The organism is Pedomonas mirosovicensis (genome assembly GCF_022569295.1).
GTDB classification, from domain to species: domain Bacteria; phylum Pseudomonadota; class Alphaproteobacteria; order Sphingomonadales; family Sphingomonadaceae; genus Pedomonas; species Pedomonas mirosovicensis.
Map to the genome: position 1 here is coordinate 839,238 of NZ_JAKFIA010000002.1, position 24,539 is coordinate 863,776.

18 protein-coding genes and 2 pseudogenes are annotated in these 24,539 nt (G+C 66.3%); 12 read left to right on the forward strand and 8 right to left on the reverse strand.

The genetic code is table 11. The features are described 5' to 3' along the window. The first annotated feature begins 29 nt into the window (after positions 1-29). Positions 30-545 (forward strand): YidH family protein, encoded by a 516-nt coding sequence (locus tag L0C21_RS16415; protein ID WP_259279475.1) that lies wholly within the window; start codon positions 30-32, stop codon positions 543-545. Between the two features lie 123 nt (positions 546-668). After that, on the forward strand, positions 669-1,928 hold the full coding sequence (locus tag L0C21_RS16420) for a mechanosensitive ion channel family protein (RefSeq protein ID WP_259279476.1): 1,260 nt from the start codon (positions 669-671) through the stop codon (positions 1,926-1,928). A 250-nt stretch (positions 1,929-2,178) separates the two neighbouring features. Here L0C21_RS16420 and L0C21_RS16425 read toward each other — a convergent pair whose 3' ends face one another. The 5 genes from L0C21_RS16425 to L0C21_RS16445 all read right to left on the reverse strand — a co-directional run bounded on the left by L0C21_RS16425 (position 2,179) and on the right by L0C21_RS16445 (position 10,361). Further along, a complete protein-coding gene (locus L0C21_RS16425; protein ID WP_259279477.1) occupies positions 2,179-2,463 on the reverse strand; it encodes an SWIB/MDM2 domain-containing protein in 285 nt (94 codons plus the stop codon). A 732-nt stretch (positions 2,464-3,195) separates the two neighbouring features. Then, positions 3,196-6,183: a translocation/assembly module TamB domain-containing protein gene (locus L0C21_RS16430; protein WP_259279478.1), complete on the reverse strand. Its 2,988-nt coding sequence runs from the start codon at positions 6,181-6,183 to the stop codon at positions 3,196-3,198. Beyond that, complete coding sequence (locus tag L0C21_RS16435) at positions 6,180-7,427, reverse strand: translocation/assembly module TamB domain-containing protein (protein WP_259279479.1); 1,248 nt, start codon at positions 7,425-7,427, stop codon at positions 6,180-6,182. Before L0C21_RS16435 ends, L0C21_RS16430 begins: the two co-directional genes overlap by 4 nt. Continuing rightward, entirely contained in the window at positions 7,427-8,449 is a 1,023-nt protein-coding gene (locus tag L0C21_RS16440) for an autotransporter assembly complex protein TamA (protein WP_259279480.1), read from the reverse strand. The genes L0C21_RS16435 and L0C21_RS16440 overlap by 1 nt, the downstream gene beginning before the upstream one ends. Before the next feature lie 1,186 nt (positions 8,450-9,635). After that, entirely contained in the window at positions 9,636-10,361 is a 726-nt protein-coding gene (locus tag L0C21_RS16445; RefSeq protein WP_259279481.1) for a GntR family transcriptional regulator, read from the reverse strand. A gap of 293 nt (positions 10,362-10,654) precedes the next feature. Between L0C21_RS16445 and L0C21_RS16450 the strand changes: the two genes are divergently transcribed. The 8 genes and pseudogenes from L0C21_RS16450 to L0C21_RS16485 all read left to right on the forward strand — a co-directional run bounded on the left by L0C21_RS16450 (position 10,655) and on the right by L0C21_RS16485 (position 17,005). Continuing rightward, entirely contained in the window at positions 10,655-12,100 is a 1,446-nt protein-coding gene (locus L0C21_RS16450; RefSeq protein WP_259279482.1) for a cytochrome ubiquinol oxidase subunit I, read from the forward strand. Between the two features lie 7 nt (positions 12,101-12,107). Then, positions 12,108-13,115, forward strand: a complete 1,008-nt coding sequence (gene cydB / locus L0C21_RS16455) for a cytochrome d ubiquinol oxidase subunit II (RefSeq protein WP_259279483.1) — start codon at positions 12,108-12,110, stop codon at positions 13,113-13,115. Beyond that, the gene (locus tag L0C21_RS16460; protein WP_259279484.1) at positions 13,115-13,246 is read left to right on the forward strand and encodes a DUF2474 family protein; all 132 of its coding nucleotides are present in this window, start codon (positions 13,115-13,117) and stop codon (positions 13,244-13,246) included. Before cydB ends, L0C21_RS16460 begins: the two co-directional genes overlap by 1 nt. A 68-nt stretch (positions 13,247-13,314) precedes the next feature. Then, on the forward strand, positions 13,315-13,740 hold the full coding sequence (locus tag L0C21_RS16465) for a hypothetical protein (protein WP_259279485.1): 426 nt from the start codon (positions 13,315-13,317) through the stop codon (positions 13,738-13,740). A 65-nt stretch (positions 13,741-13,805) separates the two neighbouring features. Next, positions 13,806-14,324: a copper chaperone PCu(A)C gene (locus tag L0C21_RS16470; protein WP_259279486.1), complete on the forward strand. Its 519-nt coding sequence runs from the start codon at positions 13,806-13,808 to the stop codon at positions 14,322-14,324. Further along, positions 14,311-14,940, forward strand: coding sequence for an SCO family protein (locus tag L0C21_RS16475; protein WP_259279487.1), 630 nt, complete (start codon positions 14,311-14,313; stop codon positions 14,938-14,940). The genes L0C21_RS16470 and L0C21_RS16475 overlap by 14 nt, the downstream gene beginning before the upstream one ends. 179 nt (positions 14,941-15,119) lie before the next feature. Then, positions 15,120-16,532, forward strand: a pseudogene (locus tag L0C21_RS16480) (TonB-dependent receptor); the annotation flags it as partial. A 179-nt stretch (positions 16,533-16,711) separates the two neighbouring features. Continuing rightward, a complete protein-coding gene (locus L0C21_RS16485; protein ID WP_259279550.1) occupies positions 16,712-17,005 on the forward strand; it encodes a TonB-dependent receptor in 294 nt (97 codons plus the stop codon). Positions 17,006-17,248: 243 nt separating this feature from the next. On the opposite strand, the gene L0C21_RS16490 is transcribed toward L0C21_RS16485, so the two are convergent. Beyond that, on the reverse strand, positions 17,249-19,300 hold the full coding sequence (locus tag L0C21_RS16490) for a M3 family metallopeptidase (RefSeq protein ID WP_259279551.1): 2,052 nt from the start codon (positions 19,298-19,300) through the stop codon (positions 17,249-17,251). 248 nt (positions 19,301-19,548) lie between these two features. On the opposite strand from L0C21_RS16490, the gene L0C21_RS16495 reads away from it, so the two are divergent. Together L0C21_RS16495 and L0C21_RS16500 are read left to right on the forward strand one after the other, a co-directional pair. Further along, a complete protein-coding gene (locus tag L0C21_RS16495) occupies positions 19,549-20,274 on the forward strand; it encodes a PEP-CTERM sorting domain-containing protein (protein WP_259279488.1) in 726 nt (241 codons plus the stop codon). 377 nt (positions 20,275-20,651) lie between these two features. Beyond that, a complete protein-coding gene (locus tag L0C21_RS16500) occupies positions 20,652-22,550 on the forward strand; it encodes an HAD-IIIC family phosphatase (protein WP_259279489.1) in 1,899 nt (632 codons plus the stop codon). 210 nt (positions 22,551-22,760) lie between these two features. On the opposite strand, the pseudogene L0C21_RS16505 reads toward L0C21_RS16500, so the two are convergent. Then, positions 22,761-23,855: pseudogene (locus L0C21_RS16505) on the reverse strand (glycosyltransferase); the annotation flags it as partial. Then, positions 23,852-24,511 carry an EipA family protein gene (locus L0C21_RS16510; RefSeq protein WP_259279490.1) on the reverse strand — a complete coding sequence of 220 codons (660 nt, stop codon included), beginning with the start codon at positions 24,509-24,511 and terminating at the stop codon, positions 23,852-23,854. The pseudogene L0C21_RS16505 and the gene L0C21_RS16510, both read right to left, overlap by 4 nt. Between the last annotated feature and the right edge of the window lie 28 nt (positions 24,512-24,539).

Genomic DNA, 24,539 nt, shown 5'->3' on the forward strand with positions numbered 1-24,539 from the left:
ACCCTGCCTGTTCTGGAGTTCATGGTATTATGTCCACGCCGCTATCCGAACGGCAACCCCCTCGCCGGCAGGAGGGCGTGGATGGCCGCATCGGGGACCAGACGGAGCAGCTGAGGAAAAGCGCGACCTCCATGGAGGAGAGCAGCAAGGCCGTCGAGCGCAACACCAAACAGGCTTCCGACAGCGCAGACCGCCGCACGGCGCTGGCAGGGGATCGCACCATCTTCGCCGCCGAGCGCACCTATGCCGCCTGGGTTCGGACCGGGCTGGGCTCGCTGGCCAGCGGCATTGGCGCCCGCGCGCTGCTGGAGGGCATCGTGGCGGACTGGCTGGTGATCGCCACCGGCACCGTGCTGGTGCTGCTCAGCGCCTTCTGCTTCGTGGCGGGCATCTGGCGTTACCTGCGCCCCGGCGCGCCGCTCGGCATCCCTGACGTGCGCCGGCTGCCAGCCGTTCTTCTCATCGGCGTCAACGCCTTCTTCGTCCTGGTGGCGCTGGCCGCCCTCTACGGCATCTGGTCAGGCGACTTCGTGCCGCAAAAATAGCCCGCGTCCCCTAAGCTTGACCCCTGCGACGCTCTCGGGCATTCCTTGGGCGAGCCTTGGCCCTGTCTCCATGGCAAGGCCGCGCCAGACGCGAACCCCATTCTCCACGCGACGACCGGATTGATGACGCCTTCTGAATTCTTGCACGCCTATCCTTTTGTCTACACGCTCATAGGCCTTGCCGCCCTGTGCCTGGCCGCCTGGGCCGCCTATGGGGCGACCCGGCTGACGCTGGCGCGCGTCGTCGGCCCGCTGGCAAAGCGCACCGCCTTCATTGGCGATGAACTGCTGGTGGAGCACAGGGTGGTGCACCGGCTGGCCTATGCGGTGCCGTCCCTGGTCATCCATGCCGGCGCGGGGCTCGTGCCCGGCATGCCGGAGGTGCTGCTCATCCTCATCCGCAACGTCGCCTCCGCCTTTACCGCCATCACGCTGATGCTGGCGACGGGCGCGTTTCTCAATGTCGTCAACGATCTCTACGCGCGCCGCCCCGGCGCCGCCAACCGGCCGATCAAGGGGTACCTGCAGCTCCTGAAGATCGTGCTCTATACGGTGGGCGCGATCATCGCCGTCGCCTTCCTGACCGAGCGGTCGCCCCTCCTGCTGCTCTCCAGCCTCGGCGCGCTGGCCGCCGTGCTCACCCTGGTGTTCAAGGACACGCTGCTCTCGCTGGTGGCCAGCATCCAGCTGACCTCCAACGACATGGTGCGGGTGGGTGACTGGATCGAGATGCCCCAGGTCAACGCCGATGGCGACGTGATCGACATTGCCCTGCACACCGTGAAAGTGCAGAACTGGGACAAGACCATCACCACCGTTCCCACCTACCGGCTGATTAGCGACAGTTTCAAGAACTGGCGGGGCATGCAGCAGAGCGGCGGGCGGCGCATCAAGCGCGCGCTGAACATCGACCTGGCCAGCATCCGCTTCCTGACGCCGGACGAACGCACCGCGCTGCGGCGCTTCGCGCTGATGCGGCCTTACCTCGATGCCAAGCAGGCTGAGCTGGAGGCCTGGAACGCCAGCCACCCGGACCGGGCGGCAGAGCCCGTCAATGCCCGCCGCCTCACCAACATCGGCTGCTTCCGGGCCTATGTGCAGGCCTACCTCAGGGCTCATCCGCGCATCCACCAGGGCATGTCCCTGATGGTGCGCCAGCTCGCCCCCGGCCCGACCGGGGTGCCTCTGGAAATCTACTGCTTCACGGCAACGATCGCCTGGGCCGAATACGAAGCCATCCAGTCGGACATCTTCGACCACCTGTTCGCCATTCTGCCGGAGTTCGGCCTCAAGGTGTTCCAGCAGCCAACCGGATGGGACATCCAGACGGCAATCGAAGACGCGCCGGGCGCGCGCAAGATCGCGCTGCTGGCCAACAGCTAAGCTGATTTGATTTTTTAAAGAGCCGTTTTCGAGCCGGGCGCATGCCTGCGGCAGGCAGGCGCGACCAATAAAAGCCGCCAGGATTTGCCAAGGGGGTCCGTGACCCCCTTGGAATTCCATTGCCGTTTTAGAACGCAGCCGGTCATGCCGTTGCGTATTTGGGGAATCCGGTGTCCCCTTGGTTCGCGCTGGACGCAGCCCGACAAAACAAAGGGGCGCAGGGAACGGCGTCCCCCCGCAATAAAATTGATTACTTCAGGTGGGCGCTGAGGTGCTTGTTCATCTCGAACATCGTGACCTTATCCCGATTATCAAACACCGGGCGCAGCTTATCATCAGCCAGGATTTCGCGCTTGTTCTCCGGGTTTTGCAGGTCGTTCTTCTTGATATAGTCCCACACCTTGCTGACCACTTCCGCGCGCGGCAGAGGGTCGTTGCCCACGATCGCCGCAAGCTCCTGCGAAGGTTGAACCGGCCGCTGCAAGGCGTTGGGCTTGTTGCCGGATGACTTCCCCTTCTCGGTTTTGGACGCCATTCTTTCTTCTCCCGGATTGTTTCGCTCACGGCGGACCGCCGGCCCGGCCCAATGATCGGGCCACGCCGCTCCGTTCTGGCAGGTTAACGCCCGGCCGCCAAACTGTGTCCGCACGCTCTGTTCCGGCTGCGGGCAGGTTGCGACCAAAAAGCCACAGTTTCGCTGCCCGCTCGCTGGAATTGGAGCAGACAGGGGGAAATTCGCGGCCCGCGCTCCTTACCTGGAAGCGAAAACAATATGTCCGACTGAGCGAAGCAGCGCATTAAACGCGCAAGGACCGGTCTTTCTTCTTTCTGGAAATAGTCTTTATCGACTAAAAGCAAAATCACCGGATCGGACAGGCCGACCCGGTGATTGGTGGGATTAATCCCTCTGCTCCAGAAGGAGAGCTACCTTGGAATGGATGCTCCTTCTGGCCCTAATTCTAGAGCGGATAGAGGTTACAATCAACATCCGGTTTAGAAAGTAAGGACCAGACCCGGGGGGCGGGATCGCTCCCCGGGAACGGCCAAGGGAAAAAAATGATGCCACGAGCAGCAAGCCCAGGCGGAACCCGCGCGACCCGAAAGGGCCGCGAGGGCCCCGCGGGCTCAGGCTGGCCAAGGGCCGGCTTGCCACCCTGCTCGGCGTCGCCCGAAGGTCCATCCAAGGATGGGAGGCGGGGGAAATCCCCATGACCGGATCGCCCTCGTCTCCCGCTCCATCGAGAAAGCCAGCCTGCACAAGACTATCTCAATAATCCTTTGCGTACTGGAGCTGGAGGCTGCTGCTGCCCGCGCGGCCCACCTGCGAGAGGATGCTGAGCGCCTTGGTCAGCTCGATCTGCAGCTGGGTGAGCGTGTTGCCATGGGCATCGCTCGCCACCTCGACATACACGTCGTCGGTGAGATACTGGCCGACCGCCAGCGACGTGCTGCGCCCGGTGGCCGCATCGCCGCCGACGATCCGCAGCCGGTCGATGTTGGTGGCCTGGCGCATCTTGCCGAGCGGGTTGAGCCCGCCCCCGCCCCCGCGCAGCGAGGCGACGGCCGCCCCCAGTTGCAGGGCCTCGGTGGCGGAGAGTTCGGTGACCGAGCCGCCGAACAGCAGGCGGGAGAGAATCTCGTCCTGCGGCAGGGCGGGCGTTGAGGAGAAGCTGATGCTGGGCTGGAGCGCCTGCCCTGTCACCTGCAGCTGGGCCTCGATGCCCTCGACCGTGGCAGCGGCCTCGATATCGAGCGTGGGTACGGGCGGGTAATCGCCGTCGAAGCGGATGATGCCCCGGCTCAGGTCGAACCGGCGGCCGGCGAAGGAATAGGAGCCGCGCACGGATTCAACCGTGCCGGTGATGACCGGTGTGGACGCGGTGCCGCCGACGTTGAGATCAACGCCCCACTCGGAATCCAGGCCCATTCCCTGAATGAAGATGCGGTTGTCGGCATCGACATCGATGTTGAGGTTGAAGGCGGGCGCGGAGGGCTGCGCCTCTTCCTCCGCCTGCGCCTGCCGGCGCGCGCGGGGCAGCGTCTCCGCCTCGCCCACCCGCTGTACCGTCAGCTGCGGCACCTCGGCGGCGGCAACGCCGGTAAAGCGATAGCGCGCCTCGTTGATGCGAACCTTCCCCTCGATCATGCCGCCGTTCGCCCCCCGGCGAATGACGATGGGGCCGCTCATCACGGCCTCCATGGCGTCGGTCTGGGCTGCCCGCAGATGGTCGAGCTTGATCTCCACGTTCATGGGAAAGCCGCGGGCGGGGTCGAGATCGGCATAGCCGCTGGCCGAGAAGCCGCCGCCACCGGGCGTCGCGCCGGCCAGCGAGGCAAGGCGCACGCGCGAGCCATCGAACCGGGCATCCAGTTTGATGTTTCGCAGGCGAGTGCCGAAGGCGACGTTCTCGTAGGTCATGTCTGCCGTGGTGACCGATCCCCGGATGGAGGGACGGGTCGGAGTGCCGCCGAGATCCGCCGCAACGCTGAGCGTGCCGCTCAGCTCGTGGTCCTTCATGGCGCTGAGCGCCCAGAGCAGCTCAACCGGACCGTTGAAGCGCAGGCCGCCCGCCATCGGCGCGGTTCGCAGCCGGGCTGTCCAATCCTGTTCCTGCGCCGATGGCGCAAGGGCGAGCCGCGCCTGCATCGCGCCAACCACGGCCTTTTCATACCGCACCAGGGCACGCACCGCTGCCTGCCGGTCATTAAGGGAGGCGTTGATGCCAAGGTCGATCGGCGGCGACTGGGTGGCGAGCCCGGCCCGCTGCAACCGGCTGACGACGAGGCGGGCATCGGCGCGCGGCGTTTGGCCGGCCGGCGGCAAGGCCATGGTCAGCGTGCCGGACATGGCGCCGGAGAAGCCCAGTTCGGGGTCGATGGCATCAAGGAAGCCGAGGTTGAGCCCCGCCAGCTGGGCCTGGAGCGTTGTCGTCTCGCCGGTTTCGCCCTGCACCGTCAGCCGGCCGCCGGCCAGCCGCAAGGTGGCGGGGTTGAGCCGCCAGCCCGTCGCGGTGCGCTCGGCCACCGCCGGGGCCTCCAGACGGATGCGCCGCTTGGCGAGCGTACCGTTGAAGCTCACCTGCGCCCGCTCCGGCGCCATTTCGGCGGAGAGCGTCATGTCGAAGGGCGTGTTGTAGCGGCCCGCGAGCGTGATGTTCGCCTTGCCGGTGCCGCCCTGATAGTTGGCAGTGCCGGAGGTTTCATCGATGCGGACCTCGCCGTAGCGAATCTGGCGGCCGGTGAAGCGCGCGGTCACGTCCGGCGCGCCTTCGGGCAGGCGCAGGCTGGCCTCGAGCGAACCCTGGCCAATGGTGAGCGCCGGCAGGATGGGCGGGCGGGCCCGCAAGGCCTGGAGCGTGGCATCCGCCCGCTGCACATCGCCTTCGGCGGCGAGGCGCACTTGGCCGCTGAGCCCCGCGCCGTTCAGCGCCAGCGTGCCGGCGACGGGCCCGGCCTCGGTCTGCTGCACCCGGCCCTTGAGGGCAAGATCGGCGAAACGCAACTCATCGATCTGCGCTGCCAGCGGACCTTCCTCCAGCACCACGTGAATGCGCCCGCGCAAAGGCCCCTGGGGCGAGCGGCCATCAAGCGCCACGAAATAACCGGCAGGCTCTGGCGTTGCCGCCAGGGTGACGTGATGCAGCCGGAGCCCGAGGTTCGGGCGGCGCAGGGCAAGGGTTGCCTTCGGGCGGCTTGCCGCGCCCTCCGCCGTCAGCGTGAACGGCCCGTAGGCGGCGGACTGGCCGGAGGCCGCCACGTCGATGCGCCCGTCGGGCGTGTAGACGGCGCGCTGGGTTTCGAACTGGAAGCGCGGGGCCTGCAGCCGGGCGGTGCGGAGCACGATGGCGCCATCAGCACGCTGGCGGGCCGAGACGGTGAACACCGGCAGGCCGCCGAGGAATTCCTTTGCCGCGTCGTTGTCCAGCCGCAGGGCGCGGGCGGTTGCGTCGCCGCTGAGTTGCAGCGCCCCGGTGCGCGGGTCGGACGCAATGCGGGCATCGACCGTGGCGGCAACGACGCCGAACCCGGCCACCGCGTATTGCTTCACCTCGCCATCCACATCCGCGCTGTAGCCGCCGCTCCTGGGCGCGTAGGCAAAAGTGGCGCGGCCGGAAATCTGGTCACTGCGGAAGGCGAGCTTGTCCACGCCGATCTTCTCCGGCGCGATCTCGATAATGCCGTTCAGGCGCAGGCGGCGGAGCAGCCCGCCGGCAGCCTCCGGCAGTCCCTCGACAGCAGCGGCGGACAGCGTCACCGGCGCGGTGATGCGCCCCCGGCCGCCATGACGACCGAGCCTTCGGCCTTCAGTTGCGTCGCCGCCCGTCCCTCGAAGCCGAGCCGGGCCGCCGTCAGGTCGTAGGTGACGGTCGGCCGCGCCATGGGACCGTTGAGAATGGCATCAAGGGCGATATCCTTCCCGCTCACGCCCTCCATGACCGTTCCCGGTTCCAGCAGGCGCGCATTGACCCGCACCATGCTGAGACGGCTGGTTTCGGTATCGATGGCGCCGCCCGCGCGAACGGTAAAGGCCGGGGCGGACAGGCTGACGCGCGTGATGATGCGGGGCTGCGCGAAGCGGGCCGTAAGGTGGATGTCGACGGCCGGCGAGACAAGGCGCGCGGCAGGGCCTTCGGGCAGCAGCAGGGACGGGACCGCCCGGCCGTCGAAGGTGAAGGCGCCATCCTGCCCTTGGATGTTGAATGTCAGCAGCTCTTCGCCGCCGAGCCTGCCGCTCAGCGTGCCATCCCACTGGCTCCACTGGCCCGCGCCGTCCACCCGTAGCGCCAGCGGCCGGTCGAGCCCAGCAAGCCCCGCCACCAGGCCGGTGGCGGGCGCATCGATGCGGGCGTTGATGTCGAGCCGGTTGCGGTCCGGCTCCGCCAGCAGGCGCAGGCGGATGCGGTCTCCGGCGTCGGCGCTGGCATCCGCCCGCAGGTTGAGCCGCCCCTGGGCCAGCTGGCCGCTGGCCGTGGCCGTCGCCACATATTGCCGCCCCGCAACCGCAGGGCCGATGATGATGGTCTTCGCCTTCAACGCGCCAAGCGTGATGTCGATATCGGGGAACAGCGGCTGGTCCGGCTCCTTCGGCGTCTCGTTGAGACGCGGCAGGCTGGAGAGCGTGAGGCTGGGCACGTGCACGCTGTTCAGGACAACATGCTTTTTCAGAAGCGGGGCGGGCTTCCAGTCGACCGTTACTTCCGGAATGGCGAGGAACTGGCCGTCCAGATCATAGAGCCGCAGGTCATGCACGGTGAAGCGGCTGTAGAGCGAGCCGTCGATCCGCCCGATGCGGACCTTAAGGCCGGACTCCGGCTCCAGATTGCCGATCTGGCGGACGAGGAAGCCGCGGCCCGGCCCGGTGTTGATTGCCAGCGCCAGGACAACGGCAAGAACAGCGAGCGCCACCACGCCGATGCCCAGGGCGCGCAGGATCTTGCGGGCCTTCCGCTTCGGGCGGGGGGCCGGAGCCGGTTCTGGGGTTGCGGTGTCCGTTTCCATCAGAAGGCCTGCCCGATCGAGATGTAGACGGCGACCTTCGGGTCGCCCTCGCGCCGGTTGAGCGGCGTTGCCACATCGAACCGGATGGGACCGAAGGCCGTGTAGTAACGCGCGCCGATGCCAGCGCCGTAGCGCAGGTCGGAGAAGGTCGGCAGGGCATCGGTATAGACCTGGCCCGCATCAACAAACGCCGCCAGGCCGTAGTTTCCGAACCGGTAGCGCAACTCCGCTGACGCTTCCGCCAGCGAGCGGCCGCCGAGCGGATCGTTGTCCGCGTCCTTTGGCCCCAGCTCCTCAAAGCCGAAGCCGCGCACCGATCCGCCGCCGCCGGAGTAGAACCGGCGGCTGGGGGCGATGCGGTCGCGACTGGCACCGAGGATGGACCCCAGGGCGGCGCGGCCGGCCAGCACCAGGTCCTCGCCGCTCAGCGGCAGGTAGGCGCTGGCGTCCAGCCGCAGGCGGGTATAGCCGAAGATGCCATCCTGATAGGCCGCTTCCGGCGTCACCTGCGTTGCGACGCGAAAGCCGCGCGTGGGATTGAGCAGGTCGTTGGAGCCGTCGTACTTGCCCTGCAAGGGCAGCGCCACGATGAAGAAGGTGCGGCGGCGGCCGTTCGTATCCCCCTCCTCGGCGAAGAGGCTGCGGTCCCGCTGGTTGGTGGCCACCACCTCGGAACCGATGGAATAGCCCCAGCGCCGCTCCAGCGCGATGTCGGGCTCGCGTTGCAGGCCAGCGGCCGCCCGCAGGGCATAGGCGCTGTAGGCGTCGCGGGTTTCCCGCACGGCCTCGGTCAGAACGAACAGGCTGCGGGCCCGCTTGCCGGCATTGGAACGGCGCAGCTCCGCGCCGAGGCTCTGATCCTTGGTGCCCGCCGTCGCCCGCACGGTGAACGCGCCCTCCGGCGGGAACAGGTTGCGGTGGGTCCACTCGCCTTCCACCTTGAAGCCCTCGCCGGTGGCATACCCCCCCGCGCGCCGCCACCCGCCGCTGCGGCCCGGCCCCGGTATCCACCTCCATGTCAACGACGGCGAGGCCCTCCTCGGTGCGCTCCTCGGTCAGCACCGGGCGCAGCGCCACGCGGGAGAAGAGGCCGGTGGCAACGAGCGTCTGGCGCAGGTCCTCCACATCGCGGGCATCGTAGGGATCGCCGGACTTGAACCGGGCCAGCACATCGAGGTGCTTCTCGTCGAACAGCCGGTCGCCGGTCATGCGGAAGTCCCCGAACACGCTGAGCGGGCCGGGCGTGACCGGCAAGGCGTAGGTGCCGGTGTGCTCCAGATCGTCAAGCACCACCTGCCGCGCGCCCAGCTCGGCAAAGGGATAGCCGCGCTGGGGAAGCTTCAGGCGCAGCTGGGTTTCGGCTTCTTCCACATCCGCCGCCACGATGGGATCGCCGGGGAAGAGCGGGAACATCTCCCGGATCGCGGTGCGGTTGGCCTCGCTCGTCTCGCGGGGGAACCGCAGCCGGATGGCGCTGAAGGCATAGCGCGGGCCAGGCGCAACGGTGAGGGTGACGGTCGCCCGCTCCGGCGCATCGGGCTGGCGGGCAATGGCCGTATCGACGGTCGATGCATAGTAGCCGACCGATTCCAGCAGCTGGCGGATGGTATCCGCGTCGGCCCTCGCCCGGCGGTTGATCTGCGACGGCAGGGCCTCGCCCTTGTTCTCCGCAATGAGGGTGGAGAGTTCGCGGAAGCGACCCTCGAGCCCCAGCGGATCCAGCCCCACGATCTCAACCGTATAGCGCAGCGGCTGGCCGAAACGCCGCCGCCCCGCCCGCTCCTCCGGCGGGGGAAAGGCATCCAAGTCCGGCCAGGGCACGCTGATATCGGGGATAGCCGGCAGGCCGGCGGGCGCCGGCGCGGCGGGGGGCTGGCTAGGCGAGACGGGCTGGGCGGGCTGGGGCGCGGCCGCCTCCTGCGCCTGAGCCGAGAGGCAAAGGAGGCTGGAGGAGACGAAAAACGTCAAGGAAACCAGACGGAAAGGCGGCTGCATAAGCTCACCAACGCAGAGCTTGGAGCAAAGTGCCCGCCAGAGGTGCCCGCCTGTTCATCGTCCCGCCTTTGCCCACTTTGTATAAGCAATTGTTTGCCAAGACTTATTCGCCAAGGCTTGTTTGAAGGGCATAGGCGGCAATTGCCCTGCTTGTCAAAAGCTGTCGCACGGGGCGGGACGCCGCCACGATGCCTTGCGCGCGCCGCCGCAACCTCAGCGCAGATCAGGGGCCATCTTGTAGCTGGAGTGCAGATCATGGCTGATGCGGTAGCGATCGGCCCGGTAATGGGCGACAGTCAACTGCACGGGCTGGCCCGCATCGTCTTCCACCAGCCGCTCGATGCGGAGCACCGGCGCGCGCGCCTCGATGGCCAGCCGCTCGGCCAGATGGGGGTCCGCCACCCGCGCCTCAATGCTCTGGTGCGCCCCGCTGATCTTGACGCCCGCCTCGCGCAGCAGGGTCATGATGGATTTCTCGATGATGCCGCGATGGTTGAGCGCGCTTCGATACCGCACCGGCAGCCAGCTGGTGATTTCGCCAAGCGGCGCGCCCTCGAACTCGCGCACCCCAACGACACGCACCACTTCCGCTCCGCTCTCAAGCCGCAGGCGAGCGGCGATGGCGGGATCGGCCGTTTCCACGACTTCCTCAAGGATCTGCAGGCTGGTGTTCTGACCAGGGGTAATGAGCACTTCGACCGCCTGGTTCAGATCCGCCTCGATCGTGCGGCCGGTCGAGCGGTGGATCACCCGCGTGCCGGTGCGCCGCCGCCGCTCGACAAGCCCGGCCTGGGCAAGCTCGTCCAGCGCCCGCCGCGCCGTGATGCGGGAGACGGAGAACTGCGCGCCCACCTCCTGCTCTGTGGGAACCAAGCTGCCGAAGGGCCGCTGCCCGCTGAGGATTTCATCCCGCAGCATCAGAAAGATCTGATGATACAACGGGATCGCCCCCTTCCTGCCATCCTTCGCCATTCCGCCCCCTCTTACGCGCAACTATGTCCGGACCGCTCTATAGCGCAATCCTTGACGGTCGCCACCCATCGCGTTCGAAAAAATATTATACGATTCAATCTCTTGCCTGGCAGAATCGCCGTATCGGGCCGAACGCGCCCCCAATAATCCGCCGCGCGGCCTGCCCGCCGGAGTGCGTCGTATTGCAGCCTTGCAGCTGATCCTCGCGTTGTACAAACTCAAGGCAAAGCACGGCGGCTCATCTGGACAGGTGCCGGATCATGGCAGATTCCGAACTCGCCCTTCTCCTTGCCCGAGCGCAATTCGCGTTCACGGTAAGCTTTCACTTCATCTTTCCCGCATTCTCGATTGGCCTTGCCAGCTACCTGGCGGTGCTGGAGGGAATGTGGCTGTTCACCAAGCGCGAGGTTTATCTCAACCTCTTCAAGTACTGGCTCAAGATCTTCGCCATCGCCTTTGCCATGGGCGTGGTCTCCGGCATCGTCATGTCCTACCAGTTCGGCACCAACTGGTCGGTGTTCTCCGAACGGGCCGGACCCGTCATGGGACCGCTGATGGCCTACGAGGTGCTGACCGCCTTCTTCCTCGAGGCCGGCTTTCTTGGCGTCATGCTGTTCGGCATGAACCGGGTGGGGCCGAAGCTGCATTTCGCCGCAACGCTGATGGTGGCGCTGGGCACCTTCATCTCCGCCTTCTGGATTTTGTCCGCAAACAGCTGGATGCACACCCCGAGGGGCTACGTGATGGGCGAGAACGGCCAGTTCCTGCCCGAGCAATGGTTGGACATCATCTTCAATCCCAGCTTTCCCTTCCGCCTCGTCCACACGGTTCTGGCCGCCTACCTGACGACGGCGCTGGTGGTTGGCGCGGTCGGCGGCTGGCATCTGCTGCGGAACAGCGCCAACAAGGGCGCGCAGCGCATGTTCTCCATGGCCATGGGCATGGTGGTGGTCGCCGCGCCCATCCAGATCATCGCGGGCGACCTGCACGGCCTCAACACCCTCCACCACCAGCCGATCAAGATTGCGGCGATGGAGGGCCATTTCGAGAGCCATCCGGAAGGCCACGCTCCGCTGATCCTGTTCGGCATACCCGACATGGAGGCGGCAAAGGTTCACGGCGCGATTTCGATTCCCGGCGCATCGTCCCTCATCCTCAACCACGATCTCAATGCCCCGCTGCAGGGGCTTGATTCGGTCGACCGTTCCGAGTGGCCGCCGGTGCCCATCGTCTTCTGGTCGTTCCGCATCATGGTCGGCCTCGGCCTTCTCATGCTCACGCTCGGCCTCCTCAGCCTCTACGCCCGCTGGCGCAAGCGGCTCTACGACTGGCCGCTGCTGCACCGCTTCGCCACCCTTATGGGCCCGGCCGGGTTCATCGCCGTCATCGCCGGCTGGGTGACGACCGAGGTGGGGCGGCAACCCTACACGGTCTACCGGCTGCTGCGGACGGCGGACTCCGTCTCGCCGCTGGACGCCCCGGTGGTGGCCACCTCGCTCATCGCCTTCATCGTGATCTACTTCGCGGTATTCGGCGTTGGCACCTGGTACATCCTGAAGCTGATGAGCCATCCGCCCCATCGCGGCGAGCCGGGCGTGGAGGAAGGCCCCGACCGGCCGATCCGCACCGCCGGCATCACCCCCGCGCCGTCGGTCAACCCCGAGCGCTCGCTGCACGCCACCCAACCGATCCCACCGGCCAAGTGAGGCGAAGATGGAATACAATTTCGACCTGACCACCCTCTGGGCCTTCATCATCGCGTTTGCGGTGTTCGCCTATGTGGTGATGGACGGCTTCGATCTCGGCATCGGCATCCTCTTTCCCACCCTCCACGTGGGGGAGGAGCGCAACACCGCCATGAATTCCATCGCGCCGGTGTGGGACGGCAACGAAACCTGGCTTATCCTGGGCGGCGGCGGCCTCCTGGCCGCCTTCCCACTGGCCTACGCCATCATCATGCCGGCGATCTACGTGCCCATCATCTCCATGCTGCTGGCGCTCATCTTCCGGGGCGTCGCCTTCGAGTTCCGCTGGCGCGACCCCGGTCACCGGCCGTTCTGGGACGGGGCGTTCTTCGGCGGTTCGCTCATCGCCGCCCTGTCGCAGGGCGTCGCGCTCGGCGCGATCCTGCAAGGCATCCGGGTGGACGGGCGCAGCTATGGCGGCGGCTGGTGGGACTGGCTGACGCCGTTCAGTGTCGTCACCGGCGTCAGCGTCGCCATCGGCTATGCCCTCCTGGGCTCCACCTGGCTCATCATGCGGACCGAGGGCGAGCTGCAGGCCAAGGCCCGCCGCTATGCCCGCTGGTTCGCCGGCCTGCTGCTGGTCGCCATCGCCGTCGTCAGCGGCGCGACGCCTTACCTCAGCCAAGCCTATTTCGAGCGGTGGTTCAACTGGCCCAACGTGCTCTTTACCGCGCAGGTGCCGCTTCTGGTTCTCATCACGTCGGTGGCGCTCTACTTCGCCTTCAAGCGCAAGCGCGAGCGCTCGCCGTTCATCCTGTCGCTGTTCCTGTTCGCCCTTACCTTCGCGGGGCTGGGCATCAGCCTCTACCCCTATATCGTCCCCGACCAGATCACCATCTGGGAGGCCGCCGCGCCGGAGAAGAGCCAGGTGTTCATGCTGGTGGGCGCGGCCGTGCTGATCCCCCTCATTCTCGCCTACACCAGCTATGCCTACTGGGTGTTCCGGGGCAAGGTGGGGCACGAGGGCTATCATTGATGGCAGCCTCCCCGCCGCCGAACCCGCCCCCTCCCCTGTGGCGGCGGCTGCTCTGGTTCGTGGGGCTGTGGGCGGCAAGCGTCGCCGTCGTTGGCGCCGTCGCCTACATCCTGCGGCTGTGGCTGAAGTAGCCCTGCGACAGAACGCCTGCGACACATGGGAAACTTGCCCTGCTGAAAAACCGAGCTATGAGAACGGCATGACCCGTGCCCGCCATATGCGCCCAAGCGGCTTCCAGGCAGCCCTGCTGCTGGTGAGCCTGCTTGCGCTGTTCTGGCGCGCGGCCCTTCCCGCCGGCTTCATGCCCGAGCGGCTGGGCGATGGCTGGGTGGTGACGCTCTGCACGGGCCAGGGGCTGGTGAGCGCCACGGTCGACGACAACGGCGCACCGCAGGACGGCACGTCCCCGAGTAAACCGGGGGACAAGCAGAACCTTGCCACGTCCGTTTGCGCCTTTGCCAGCCTCGGCCTGCCGCTGCTTCCCGCCACCCCGGCGACGCTGCTGGCGATCGCCCTGGCGTTTCTTCTCACCGCAAGCCCATGGCGCGCGACATCCGCGCTGCGCCGCGCCGTCTCCTGGCTGCGCCCGCCCCTGCGCGCCCCGCCCGTTCCCGCCCGCGCCTGATCCTGAACCAATTTTTCAGTCGACATGCGGCGCGCCCATGCGCGCCGGGGAACGGAAGACAACAGATGACCAAATTCACCTCGACGCTGGCCGCCGCGCTGGCGCTTTCCACCCTCGCCGCCCCGCTGGCGGTGGCCCACGAATTCAAAGCCGGCACGCTTTCCATCAAGCATCCGTGGTCGCGCGAGACCGCGCCGCGCGCCAAGACCGGCGCGGGATATCTGACCATCATCAACACTGGCGGGCAAGCCGACCGCTTCCTCGGCGGCACCACGCCCGCCGCTGAAAAGCTGGAAATCCATGCCGTCTCGATGGACAACGGCATCATGCGGATGCGCCCGCAACCCAATGGCGTCGAAGTGCCCGCCAACGGCAAGCTGGAGTTGAAGCCGGGCAGCTACCACCTCATGCTCGTCGGCCTCAAGGCGCCGCTCAAGGCAGGCGAATCCATTCCCGCCACGCTTGAGTTCGCCAAGGCGGGCAAGGTCGAGGTTTCCTTCAAGGTGGAAACCCTCGCCTACCAGCCAGCCCCGGCTTCGGATCACGGCAAGCGCGGCGAGGCTGAGCATCATGGCAACCACTGATCGCCTGCGCGCGCTGCGGCGCATCCTGTGGGCGACTGTGGTTGTGGTTCTGGCAGCGCTCGGCGGCATGCTGGCGTGGCAGAAATTCCATGCACCCATGCCCCAGGAGACCGCCGCGCTGGTCCGCCCCGCCATCGGCGGGCCGTTCGCCCTGACGGATACGGAAGGCCGCACGGTCACGGATAAAACCCTGAAGGGCAAGCCCTTTGCCATCTTCTTCGGCTTCACCCGTTGCCCGGACGTGTGCCCGACCACCCTCAACGACCTCAGCCTGCTGCACAAGCAGCTGGGGCCGGACGGGAACAGGCTGAACATCGTCTTCGTCTCGGTGGATCCGGAGCAGGACAAGCCTGAGGATATCAAACAGTACCTCACCCTGTTCGATGCGCCGATTATCGGCCTCACCGGCACGGACGAGCAGCTGAAAACAATCGCCCGCGCCTACCGGGTCTTCTTCGAGAAGGTGCCGCAGGGCAGCGACGACTACACCATCGACCACACGGCAACCGTGTTCCTGATGGATGCGGACGGCAATTTTGCCGGCACCATCGACATGCATGAACCCCGTGAGGTTGCTTTGCGGAAGCTGCAACGCCTCGTCAGCCGTTCATCCTGAGCCGGTCATTCCCTGGCGGCGGGGCACCCATCCGCGCCGCCGTCAGCGCGATATTGGGAAATTTTGCAATGAAACACATTCCTGGCGCCGCCTTGGCCGCCATCTGCCTTGCTGCGCCCAGCGCACAGGCCCAAGACACCAACTTCACGGTGGGCGATATCGTCGTCACCGCCTCCGGCATGGCCCGCTCCACCGCGGGCGTGCTCACCTCCGTCGACGTGCTGGGCAGCGACATCGCCCAGCGGCAGAGCGTCAACAACACCTGGGAAATGTTCGCCCGCCTGCCGGGCGTGACGCTCACCGATTTCGACCAGGGCACCACCTCGGGCCGCTTCTCCATTCGCGGCTTCAACGGCGAGGGCGAGGTCAACGCGGTCAAGCTGCTCATCGACGGCATCCCCAGCAATGCCAACGACGGCGGCATGGGCTTCATCGATATGGTGATGCCGCTGGACATTGCTGGCATCGAGCTGGTGCGCGGCACATCCGACCCGCGCCATGGCCTGCACAGCATCGCCGGCAATGCCAATATCCTGACCCGCTTAGGGGGCACCTATCTGGATGCAAAGGTTCTGGCCGGAGCCTACGACACCTACGAGGGCCAGGTTTCCGCCGGCTACGAGAGCGGCGATTTCACCCAGAATTACTTCCTTGGCTACCGGGACACGGGCAGCTACCGCCGTCATGCGGACCTCAACCGCCTCAACCTCGCAGGCAAATGGTTCTATGATTTCGGCAGTGTCCGGCTGGGCGCCATTGCCCGCTATTCCAGGGCAAAAGCGCAGGAGCCGGGCTACCTGACCGAAGAGGATGCCAAAGCAGCCCCCCGCCAGTCCTACGCCATTTCCGAGACGGACGGCGGCAAGCGCCGCCTCCAGCAATACAGCCTGCATCTGGACGCGGATATTGCGCCCGCGCTTTCCCTTACCGCCAAGGGCTATGCCAACGGCTATTGGGATGATCGCTACGTGCGCTTTTCAGAGAGCGTTTCCCAGCAGCAGCGGCTCACCAAGGAATGGCAGTACGGCGGCCTGTTCGCGCTGCATTACCACCCGGTGGTCTCGGGCCTGCACAGCGTGATGATCGAGGCGGGCGGGGATTTTCAAATTCAGGACAACGAGAGCCTGCGGTTCTTAACGGACCGGCGCGTGCCCACCGCGCAGACGCGGGACCATAGTTTCGACATGACCGTCTACGGCGGCTATGTGCAGGCGATCATCGAGCCGACGCCGTGGCTGACGCTGACGCCCGCCTGGCGCTTCGACCGGGTCTCGGGCGATTTCACCGACCGGCTGGTGAATGCCACCTATGACATCAACGACTACGGCACCATCAGCCAGCCGAAATTCAACGTGGCGGTGCGTCCTCTCGACGGCGTGACGGTCTACGGCAACTGGGGCCGCGCCTTCCAGATCGGCGTGGGCTCGGGCGCGTACAAGGTGCCGCCGCGTGACCGCGACCTCGACCCTTCCATCAACGAAGGCTGGGAAGCGGGCGTGAAGTACGCCGCCGGAAAATGGCTCACCGTGCGCGCCGCCCTATGGAAGCAAACCGCCACAGGCGAAATCAAGCGCCGCCTCAATGACCCCTCCGGCGATTTCGACAACCTGGGCCAAACGCGGCGCAAGGGCACGGACGTGCAGTTGAGCCTCGCCCCCTGTCTGAGATCGAGCTGTGGGCGGCATGGTCGCGCCAGCGCGCCATCATCGTGGAGCCGGACCCGGCAACGCCCTCCCAGCGCGGCAACTGGATCGACCACGTGCCCGAGAATGTGTTCTCCGGCGGCATCGACTATACGCCCACCCGATCCTTGCGCCTCTCCCTCTGGGGCAACGGCCAGTCCAGCTACGAACTGGACCCCGCCAACGATGCAGGCCGCTACGGCGACTATGTGGTCCTCAATTTCGAGGCCGCCTACCAGCTGACCCCCGCCGTCGAGGTCTCCGCGCAGGTGAACAACCTCGCCAGCGAAGATTACGCCTACGTGTGGTACGACGGCACGCAGCGCCTCTTCGCCCCCGCGCCGAAGCGGGCCGTGTATGGAGCGATCCGCGTGCGGCTGTGATGATTTATTTGTGAGAGGTTTTTTTGCAGAGGGACTCGGTCCCTCCTGCGCCTCCCATTCGTTTTATCGGGGCGTGTTTCCGGCGCACACTGGAAAATGGAAAAAGGGACGCACCTGGGTTTGACCGGGCGCGTCCCTCTTGTTTTGATTATTCGCGCCCTGACCGAACGACCGGGCTCAGCCTGAAATACAAATGGGAGGTGCAGGAGGGGCAAGCCCCTCCTGCAAAAAACTACCCAATAATCACCCCGCCAGCCCGTAGGACCGCAGCAGGGCGTCCGGCTTGGGCTCCCGGCCACGGAAGGCGATGAAGCTGTCGAGTGCGGGGCGGGATGCGCCTTTGGCGAGGATGTGTTCGCGGAAGGCAAGGCCTGCCTCGCTGCTGAGCACGCCCACTTCCTCGAACCGCTCGAAGGCGTCGGCGGAGAGGAGTTCGGCCCACAGGTAGCTGTAGTAGCCTGCCGCATAGCCGCCGGCAAAAATGTGGCTGAAGGCGTGGGGGAAGCGGTGCCACTCGGGCGGGATGATGACCGCCACCTCCTGCCGCACTTCGTTGAGGAGGTCGAGCACGCGCACCGGCTTTTCGGGCTCATATTCGAGGTGCAGGCGCAAATCGAACAGGCCGAACTCCAGCTGGCGCACCAGGAACAGCCCCGCCTGGAAACGGCGGGCGGCGAGCATTTTTTCAAGGAGCTCGTCGGGCAGCGGCTCGCCTGTCTGGTAGTGGCCGGAGAGCAGGCCGAGGGCTTCCTTGTTCCAGGCGAAGTTTTCCATCAGCTGGCTGGGGAGTTCGACCGCGTCCCACTCGAAGCCGGTGATGCCGCCGACGGAGGGCAGGTCTACTTCCGTCAGCAGATGGTGCAGGGCGTGGCCGAACTCATGCAGCAGGGTCAGCACGTCCCGGTGGGTGAGGAGCGCGGGCGTATCGGCCGTGGGCGGCGCGAAATTGCAGGTGAGATAGGCCACAGGCCAGTGCACCTTGTCCGCCTCGCGGAAGCGGGAGCGGCATACGCCCATCCACGCCCCGCCACGCTTGGCCGACCGGGCGAAGAGGTCGATGTAGATGCCCGCAAACGCCTCGCCTTGCCCATTGTGCAACTCGTAAAAGGCCGCATCCGGGTGCCAGGTCTCCACGTCCGTACGGCGGTGGAGCGTGATGCCGAACAGCCGCTCGAACAGGGCGAAGGCGCCGGAGAGGACTTTCGGCAGCGGGAAATAGGGCTTGATCTGCTCCTCGTTCACCGCGAAGCGGGCAAGGCGCAGCTTCTCGGAAGCATAGCCCACATCCCACGGCTGGAGATCCTTGATCCCCAGTTCACTGGCCGCAAAAGCGCGCAGGTCATCCAGGTCCTGCTGCGCGACGGGGCGGGCCTTGGCGGCAAGGTCGCGGAGGAAAGCGATCACCTCCTGCGGGGTGCGGGCCATCTTGGGTTCCAGCGACAGCGCCGCGCTGTTGGCGAAGCCGAGCAGCCTTGCCGCTTCGTGGCGCAGCGCGACGATACGCTCGATGCGCGCGCTGTTATCATATTCCCCGGCGTTCGGTCCCTGGTCGGAGGCGCGGGTGTTGAAGGCGTGATAGACGCGTTCGCGCAGTTTGCGATCGTCGGCATAGGTGAGGATGGCCTGCACGCTCGGCTGATGGAGCGTCACCAGCCAGCCGTCCTTCTCCTTGGCCTTGGCGTAGGCAGCGAGCACGCCCTTGTCCGACGCAGGAAGACCCCTGAGGGCCGCCTCGTCCGTAATGTGCTCGGACCACGCCTCGGTGGCATCAAGCACGGCGTTGGAAAATTCGGTGGAAAGCTTGCTGAGCTCAATGCCGATCTCGCGAAAGCGGGTGCGCTCCGGCTCCTCCAGCGCGACGCCGGAGAGGCGAAAGTCACGCAAGGAATGGTCCACCAGGGCGCGCGCGGCGGGCGGAAGGGTGTTCAGGCTACCCATCTCCGCCACGGCGCGAATGGCGGCGTAAAGCGCGCGGTTCTGGCCCACCTCCAGATAATGGGCGGTGAGCTTGGGCTGGGCCTCGCCATAGGCGGCGCGCAACTCGGGCGTGTCGGCGACGCTGTGCAGGTGGGAGACCGGGGCCCAGGCGCGGCTGACGGCAAAGTCCGCCCGCTCCTTGGCCATCAGCACATCCTCGAAGGTGCGCGGCGTCGAGGGGTCCGTGATGCGGGCCATGGCGGCGGCGTGCTCCGCGAGCACCGCATCGACGGCCGGGCCGATATGCTCCGCGCGGATATCGGCAAAGGCGGGCAGATCCGCGTCTTGAAGCAGCGGGTTTTCGGTTGCGTCGGTAATGGTGGCCTCCTCTGGCTGGAGCGGGTGGGCATTTCCCTTCCGTTACAAGCAATTGCGGCCTTGGCCATGCGATTTCAAGAGGCTGGGGCCGTTCGGCCCCTAGAACGCGTGGCGCCGGCATCCGTGTCACACCATCGGCCGGGACGAGACGAATGATTGATATGTCTGTATCAACGTCGAAACGGCTTACACTTAGGCCATATAGATTAATACAAATCCCCTGTATTTCCGAGACTTCCCCTTTTGGCATGGCCCTTGCTGAGATTGGCCTGGTCAACAAAAGGATGACGACCATGAACAGAATGCTTCACACGCTTCTTGTAGCGGCATTGCTTGCAGGTTCCGCATCCTCTGCCCAGGCCGTCGTTGTAAGTTGGACGGACTGGCAAAGCGGCCAAGATTCCACCGCCTCCGGCCAGATCAACCATGAAGGCCAGGCCATTGGCGTGACCTTCCAAGGGAATTACAGCAGCGTCATAACCGGCGGCAGCAGCGGCTATTGGAACGAGGGTATCCCTCCTGCCTATACCAGCGGCATCGTGGAAAACGCCCCGCCAGGCGATGACCTGATCCAGCTTGACCAAGCCGGCACGCGAACCATCACTTTCAGCCAGGCCGTTGAGGACCCCTATCTTGCCTTCCTCAGCTGGAATGGCCAGACAACCCTGTTCGACAGTGAGATTGAGCTCATCAGCTCCGGCGCCGGCATTTTCGGCAGCGGCGATATCACCCTTATCAACGGCGGAACGGGTTTTGAGACCAACGGCGAATTTCACGGCGTGATCCGCCTCGATGGCACCTATACCTCAATCACGTTCACGGATCTGAACAACGAATTCTGGCACGGCCTCACCGTCGGCATCGGCGGCGCTTCGAACGGCCCACCGGCGGAAGCGCCGGAGCCGGCGGCCCTCGGCCTGCTGGGCCTTGGGCTTGCTGGCGCAGCATGGTTGCGCCGCCGCAAGGCCGCCTGAGCGCAGGATATAAACAACAAGAAAAGCTGCCACTGGGGCGCGCCTTCGGCAAGGCGCGCCCTTTTTTTATGTGTTCTTCTCCCAATCTTTTGAGGCCAAAAACAATAAAGCGCTCAAACAAAACTGAAATTTCGGCCGCCCCAAAAATGCGCCTGCAACGCCGGGCTCCTTTGCCTTCGACCATGGCGCGGTGGCGACGAATATAAAACTATATTATCAATAACGGATGCTTACAGGGTCACGTGCCCATGCCGCGGCCAGTCTGTCACCGTCTCACCCTGTGCTTTCCCCCGCGTCTGTAATTTTTGCGCCTGGCGTTTGCTTTCGCCTGACCGGCAACGGCGCCCTGCGGAAGCCGAGCCGGCCGGAACAACTGCATGGCAGGTGAGCAAATGTTCGAACTCGATAAATATGAGAAGAAGCGGCACGGCGCCCCTGCCCGGCCGGATGGTCCCTATACGCCGTTCGAGGGCGGCCGGAGGCGCGCCTTCCTGCTGTGGAGCGAGCATTGCATCGAGTGCGCGGCGCCCGATTGCTATGCCACGTGCGACCTCTACCAGGCTCGGCCCGACCAGCGCTGCCGGCGCTTCAAATATGGCATTTATAAAAACCGCGCCTTTGCCTCCGCCGCCGGCTATGGCGCGGAGATCACGTTCAAACGCTGGGGCAAGCTCGAAGCGCGCGGCAACGCCGCCCTGCTGCCCGAGCGGCGGACGCGTGCGCTCGAGCGCGCCGTGCAGCTGCTCGCCCCGGCAACCAACGGGCTGGGGCGGCTTGCGAGCCGGGCGACGAGGGATATCCGCTGGGCCTACATCACCTTCGCCCTGTTGGAACGGCTGAACGCCTTTTTGCACAAGCGCAACAGCTTGCGCCACATGCCGGACGCGTTTGTTATTGAAATCTATAACCCGACCAGTGCGACCGTCGCCCTACAATTGTCGATGATCGTCGACCGCTCGAAAATCGGGCGCACGCTGCGGCCGGACCAGCTGCCCGCGCCGGTATTGCGAAAATTGCAGGTCAAGCCAGGATATTTCCGCGAGGACCTGCCGCGCGAGGCATTCCGCGATCTGATCGCTTCGCGCCTGCCCTTCGGCATTGCGCTGACGCCGAGCGGCCCCTCCCCCAAGGACGACGACGGCGCGCGCCTTGTTTTCCTGACGCTCGACTTTGTGCAGTACCAGGCAGCGGAGCCCAGCGCGACCGCTGCCATGGCAAAGCCCAGGGCGGCCGCGCCGGCGGTCAAGTGCGTGGTCTTTGATCTCGACAATACCCTGTGGGATGGGGTGCTGCTGGAAGGCCCGGTGCGGCTGCGCGCCGACGTGCTGGAGGTGATGCGCCGGCTCGATGAGCGCGGCATTCTGATTTCGGTTGCCAGCAAGAACGCCCACGACGAGGCAATGACCCAGCTGCGCGAGTTCGGCATTGAGGATTATCTGCTGTTCCCGGCCATCGACTGGAGCCCGAAGTCGGAAGGCCTGCGCTCCATCGCCAGGAACCTCAACATCGGCATCGATGCGTTAATGTTTATCGACGACAGCCCCTTCGAGCGGGATGAAGTGGCCGGCGCCCTGCCGGAGGTGGAGGTTCTGCCCGACAGCGCCCTGGCAACGCTGCCGGACCACCCCCGCCTGCAAGGGGCGGTAACGGCTGAATCCCGCCTGCGCCGGACGCTGTACCGGCAGGCAATGGCGCGCCAGTCCGCCGCCGAGGCCTTTGGGCCGAACTACCTGGATTTCCTGCGCGCCTGCGCGATAACCGTTGAAATCCGGCCCGACCGGCCCGAAGATCTGGAGCGCATCTGCGAACTGGCGCAGCGCACCAACCAGCTGAATTTTTCAGGCCGTAAATACAGCCGGGAGAAGATGACCGCGATCCTCGCCGACCCGACGCGCGAGCGCTACGTCATTCGCTGCGCCGACCGCTATGGGGACTATGGCATCGTGGGCTTCTGCCTCGCCCGCATCATAGAGGACGGCGTGCGGATCGAAGATCTGATGCTCTCCTGCCGGGTGCAGGGCAAGTTCATCGAGCAGGCGCTGCTGCATCACCTGACCCGCCGCCCCGGCTGGCAGGCGCGGCACCTGGAGATCAACTTCCGGCGTACCGACCGCAACGGCGCGGCGCAAGCCGTGCTCGCCAAGCTGGGGCTCTCGCCGGAGGGGGACGGCCTGCTGCGCCGGGCAGTGACGCCGGAGGCCTTCGCGACCGACTTGCTTACATTGCACGGCGGCTACCCGAGCGACCTGCCGGATGACCGTCGGGCAGCGGTGTAGCCTGCGCTGAAAAGCCAGTATGCCCCTAGCCCGCCAATCGAACCGGGCCTGCGGGGTGCCCAACGACGGACGGCTGATCCGGCTGCCAGTGGCGGCCGACGCCAGCCGACCCCCGGCCATCCGGGCCAGCAGGGTGACGTAGGCATCCAGCATCCGCTCCGCATCGAACGCGCGGGCGCGGGCCCGCAGCAGCCCGGACTCGCGCGGCTGGGCCAACCGCCAGTCCATCGCGGCGGCAAGCGCATCCGCATCGTTGATCGGCACCAGCGGGCCGAAACGGCCGTGGGCCAGCACCTCGCGCGGGCCGGTGGGGCAGTCTGTCGCCACCACCGGGCAGCCGCAGGCCAGCGCCTCGAGGAGGGCGTTGCTCGCCCCTTCCCACGAGGACGCCAGCACGAACAGGGCAGCGCGGGCGAGATAACGGTGGGGGTTGGGGTCGAACCCGGCCAGCCGCACGTCGCTTGCGATGCCCAGCCGCTCCGCCTCCCGCAGCAATCCTGCCCGCGCCCGGTGGGAACCTTCGCCCAGAACGAGAAGGCGGCAGGGGCGCGTCTGGCGCAGGCGGGCGAACGCCTGCAGCAGCAGCGGGAAATTCTTCTGCCGCGCCAGCCGCCCGATGCCGAGGATGACCGGCGGCGCATCGGGCGCAAACCAGGGATCATCCAGCAGCGCTGCCGCCCGCGCCTGCGTCCAGTCGCACGGCACGCCGTTGGGCACGACCGATACCTTATCCAGAGCAAGGGCGCGGCGCATCTGCCCGGCAAGATCACGCGAGACAGCGACCACATGGTCGGCCTGCCCAAACACCCGGCGCATGAGAGTGCGGGCCACAAGCGCCCGCAGCGCCTCGCCCACCGCCGCAAGCGGCCTGCCCTGCCGGTGGAACAGGTCATTGCTGGCGCGCATGACGAGGCGGCAGGGATGGCCGGCCAACGCATTGGCGCGGGCAGCCAGCCAATGCACGTGGTTGCCGCTGGAGAGCAACACCTGCGGCCGGTGCCGCTTCAGCGCCTGGCCGAGCGCGCCGGCCGCCATGAAGATGGCCAGCGCCCTGTGACGACAGCGCCTGAGCAGGGGATTGGCCTCGGCCAGAGCCAGCACCTCGACGTTTGGGGGCACTTCCTGTTCAAGCGCGCCCTCGGCGCGGACCACCCACAGCTGGGCCTTCAGCCCGCGCGCGCTTGCGGCGGCGGCGATGCGAAGCGCATTGCGAACGACGCCGCTGCCGCGAAAATCATAGACGAGAATGGCAAGATCCGGCCCGGAGCAGACGCGCGCCGGCGTGATGACGGGGGAGAGCATCATAGGGGGAACCACTGGCGTTTGGGGGTGATTTTGACATAGCCGAGCCGCGCGCCAAGCCGCACGCCGACGCCGCTGTAAACCGGCACGAGGGTGACCGACTTGAGGTGATCCACGCCGACATCGCCGCCGGCCCCGACATAGACCCCGGCCTGCGCCATGGGGCGGCGCCCGTAGATGTCCTCGAGGTCGCGCAGGTTGTAGACGAGGATGAACACCTTGGAGACGTTGGCTCCGACATCGACGCCGACGGAGGGGCCCTGCCAATAGATGCGCTGGAAGATGTGCCGTTCCTGCGTATCGGTAAATACCAGCGTGCCCGAGCCGTAGCGCAGCCCGCCAATGAAGCCGGCGCTCACCTCCTCACCCGCGATGTAGCCGGTGGGCACGCCGAGATCAGCGGCGGCCTTCTCGATGGCCTCGGCAACGCCGTGGCTGACATCGCCGAAAAACTCATCCGCCGCGGCGATGATGCCGCGCCGCTTGTTTTGCGCCGCAATGGCCACAGCCGCGGCCTCCTGAGCGGCCGGCGTTTGCCCAACCGGGGGCGCCTCCTGCGCCTGCGCCGGCGCGGCAACGCACAGGTTGAAGGCGCACAGGACGGCCGCCAGCAGCAGGGCACGGCGGTTCGGTAGAAAGGCGAAGATTCTCAAGCTCATGGGGCCGATCTAGCGCCGGCTCATGACG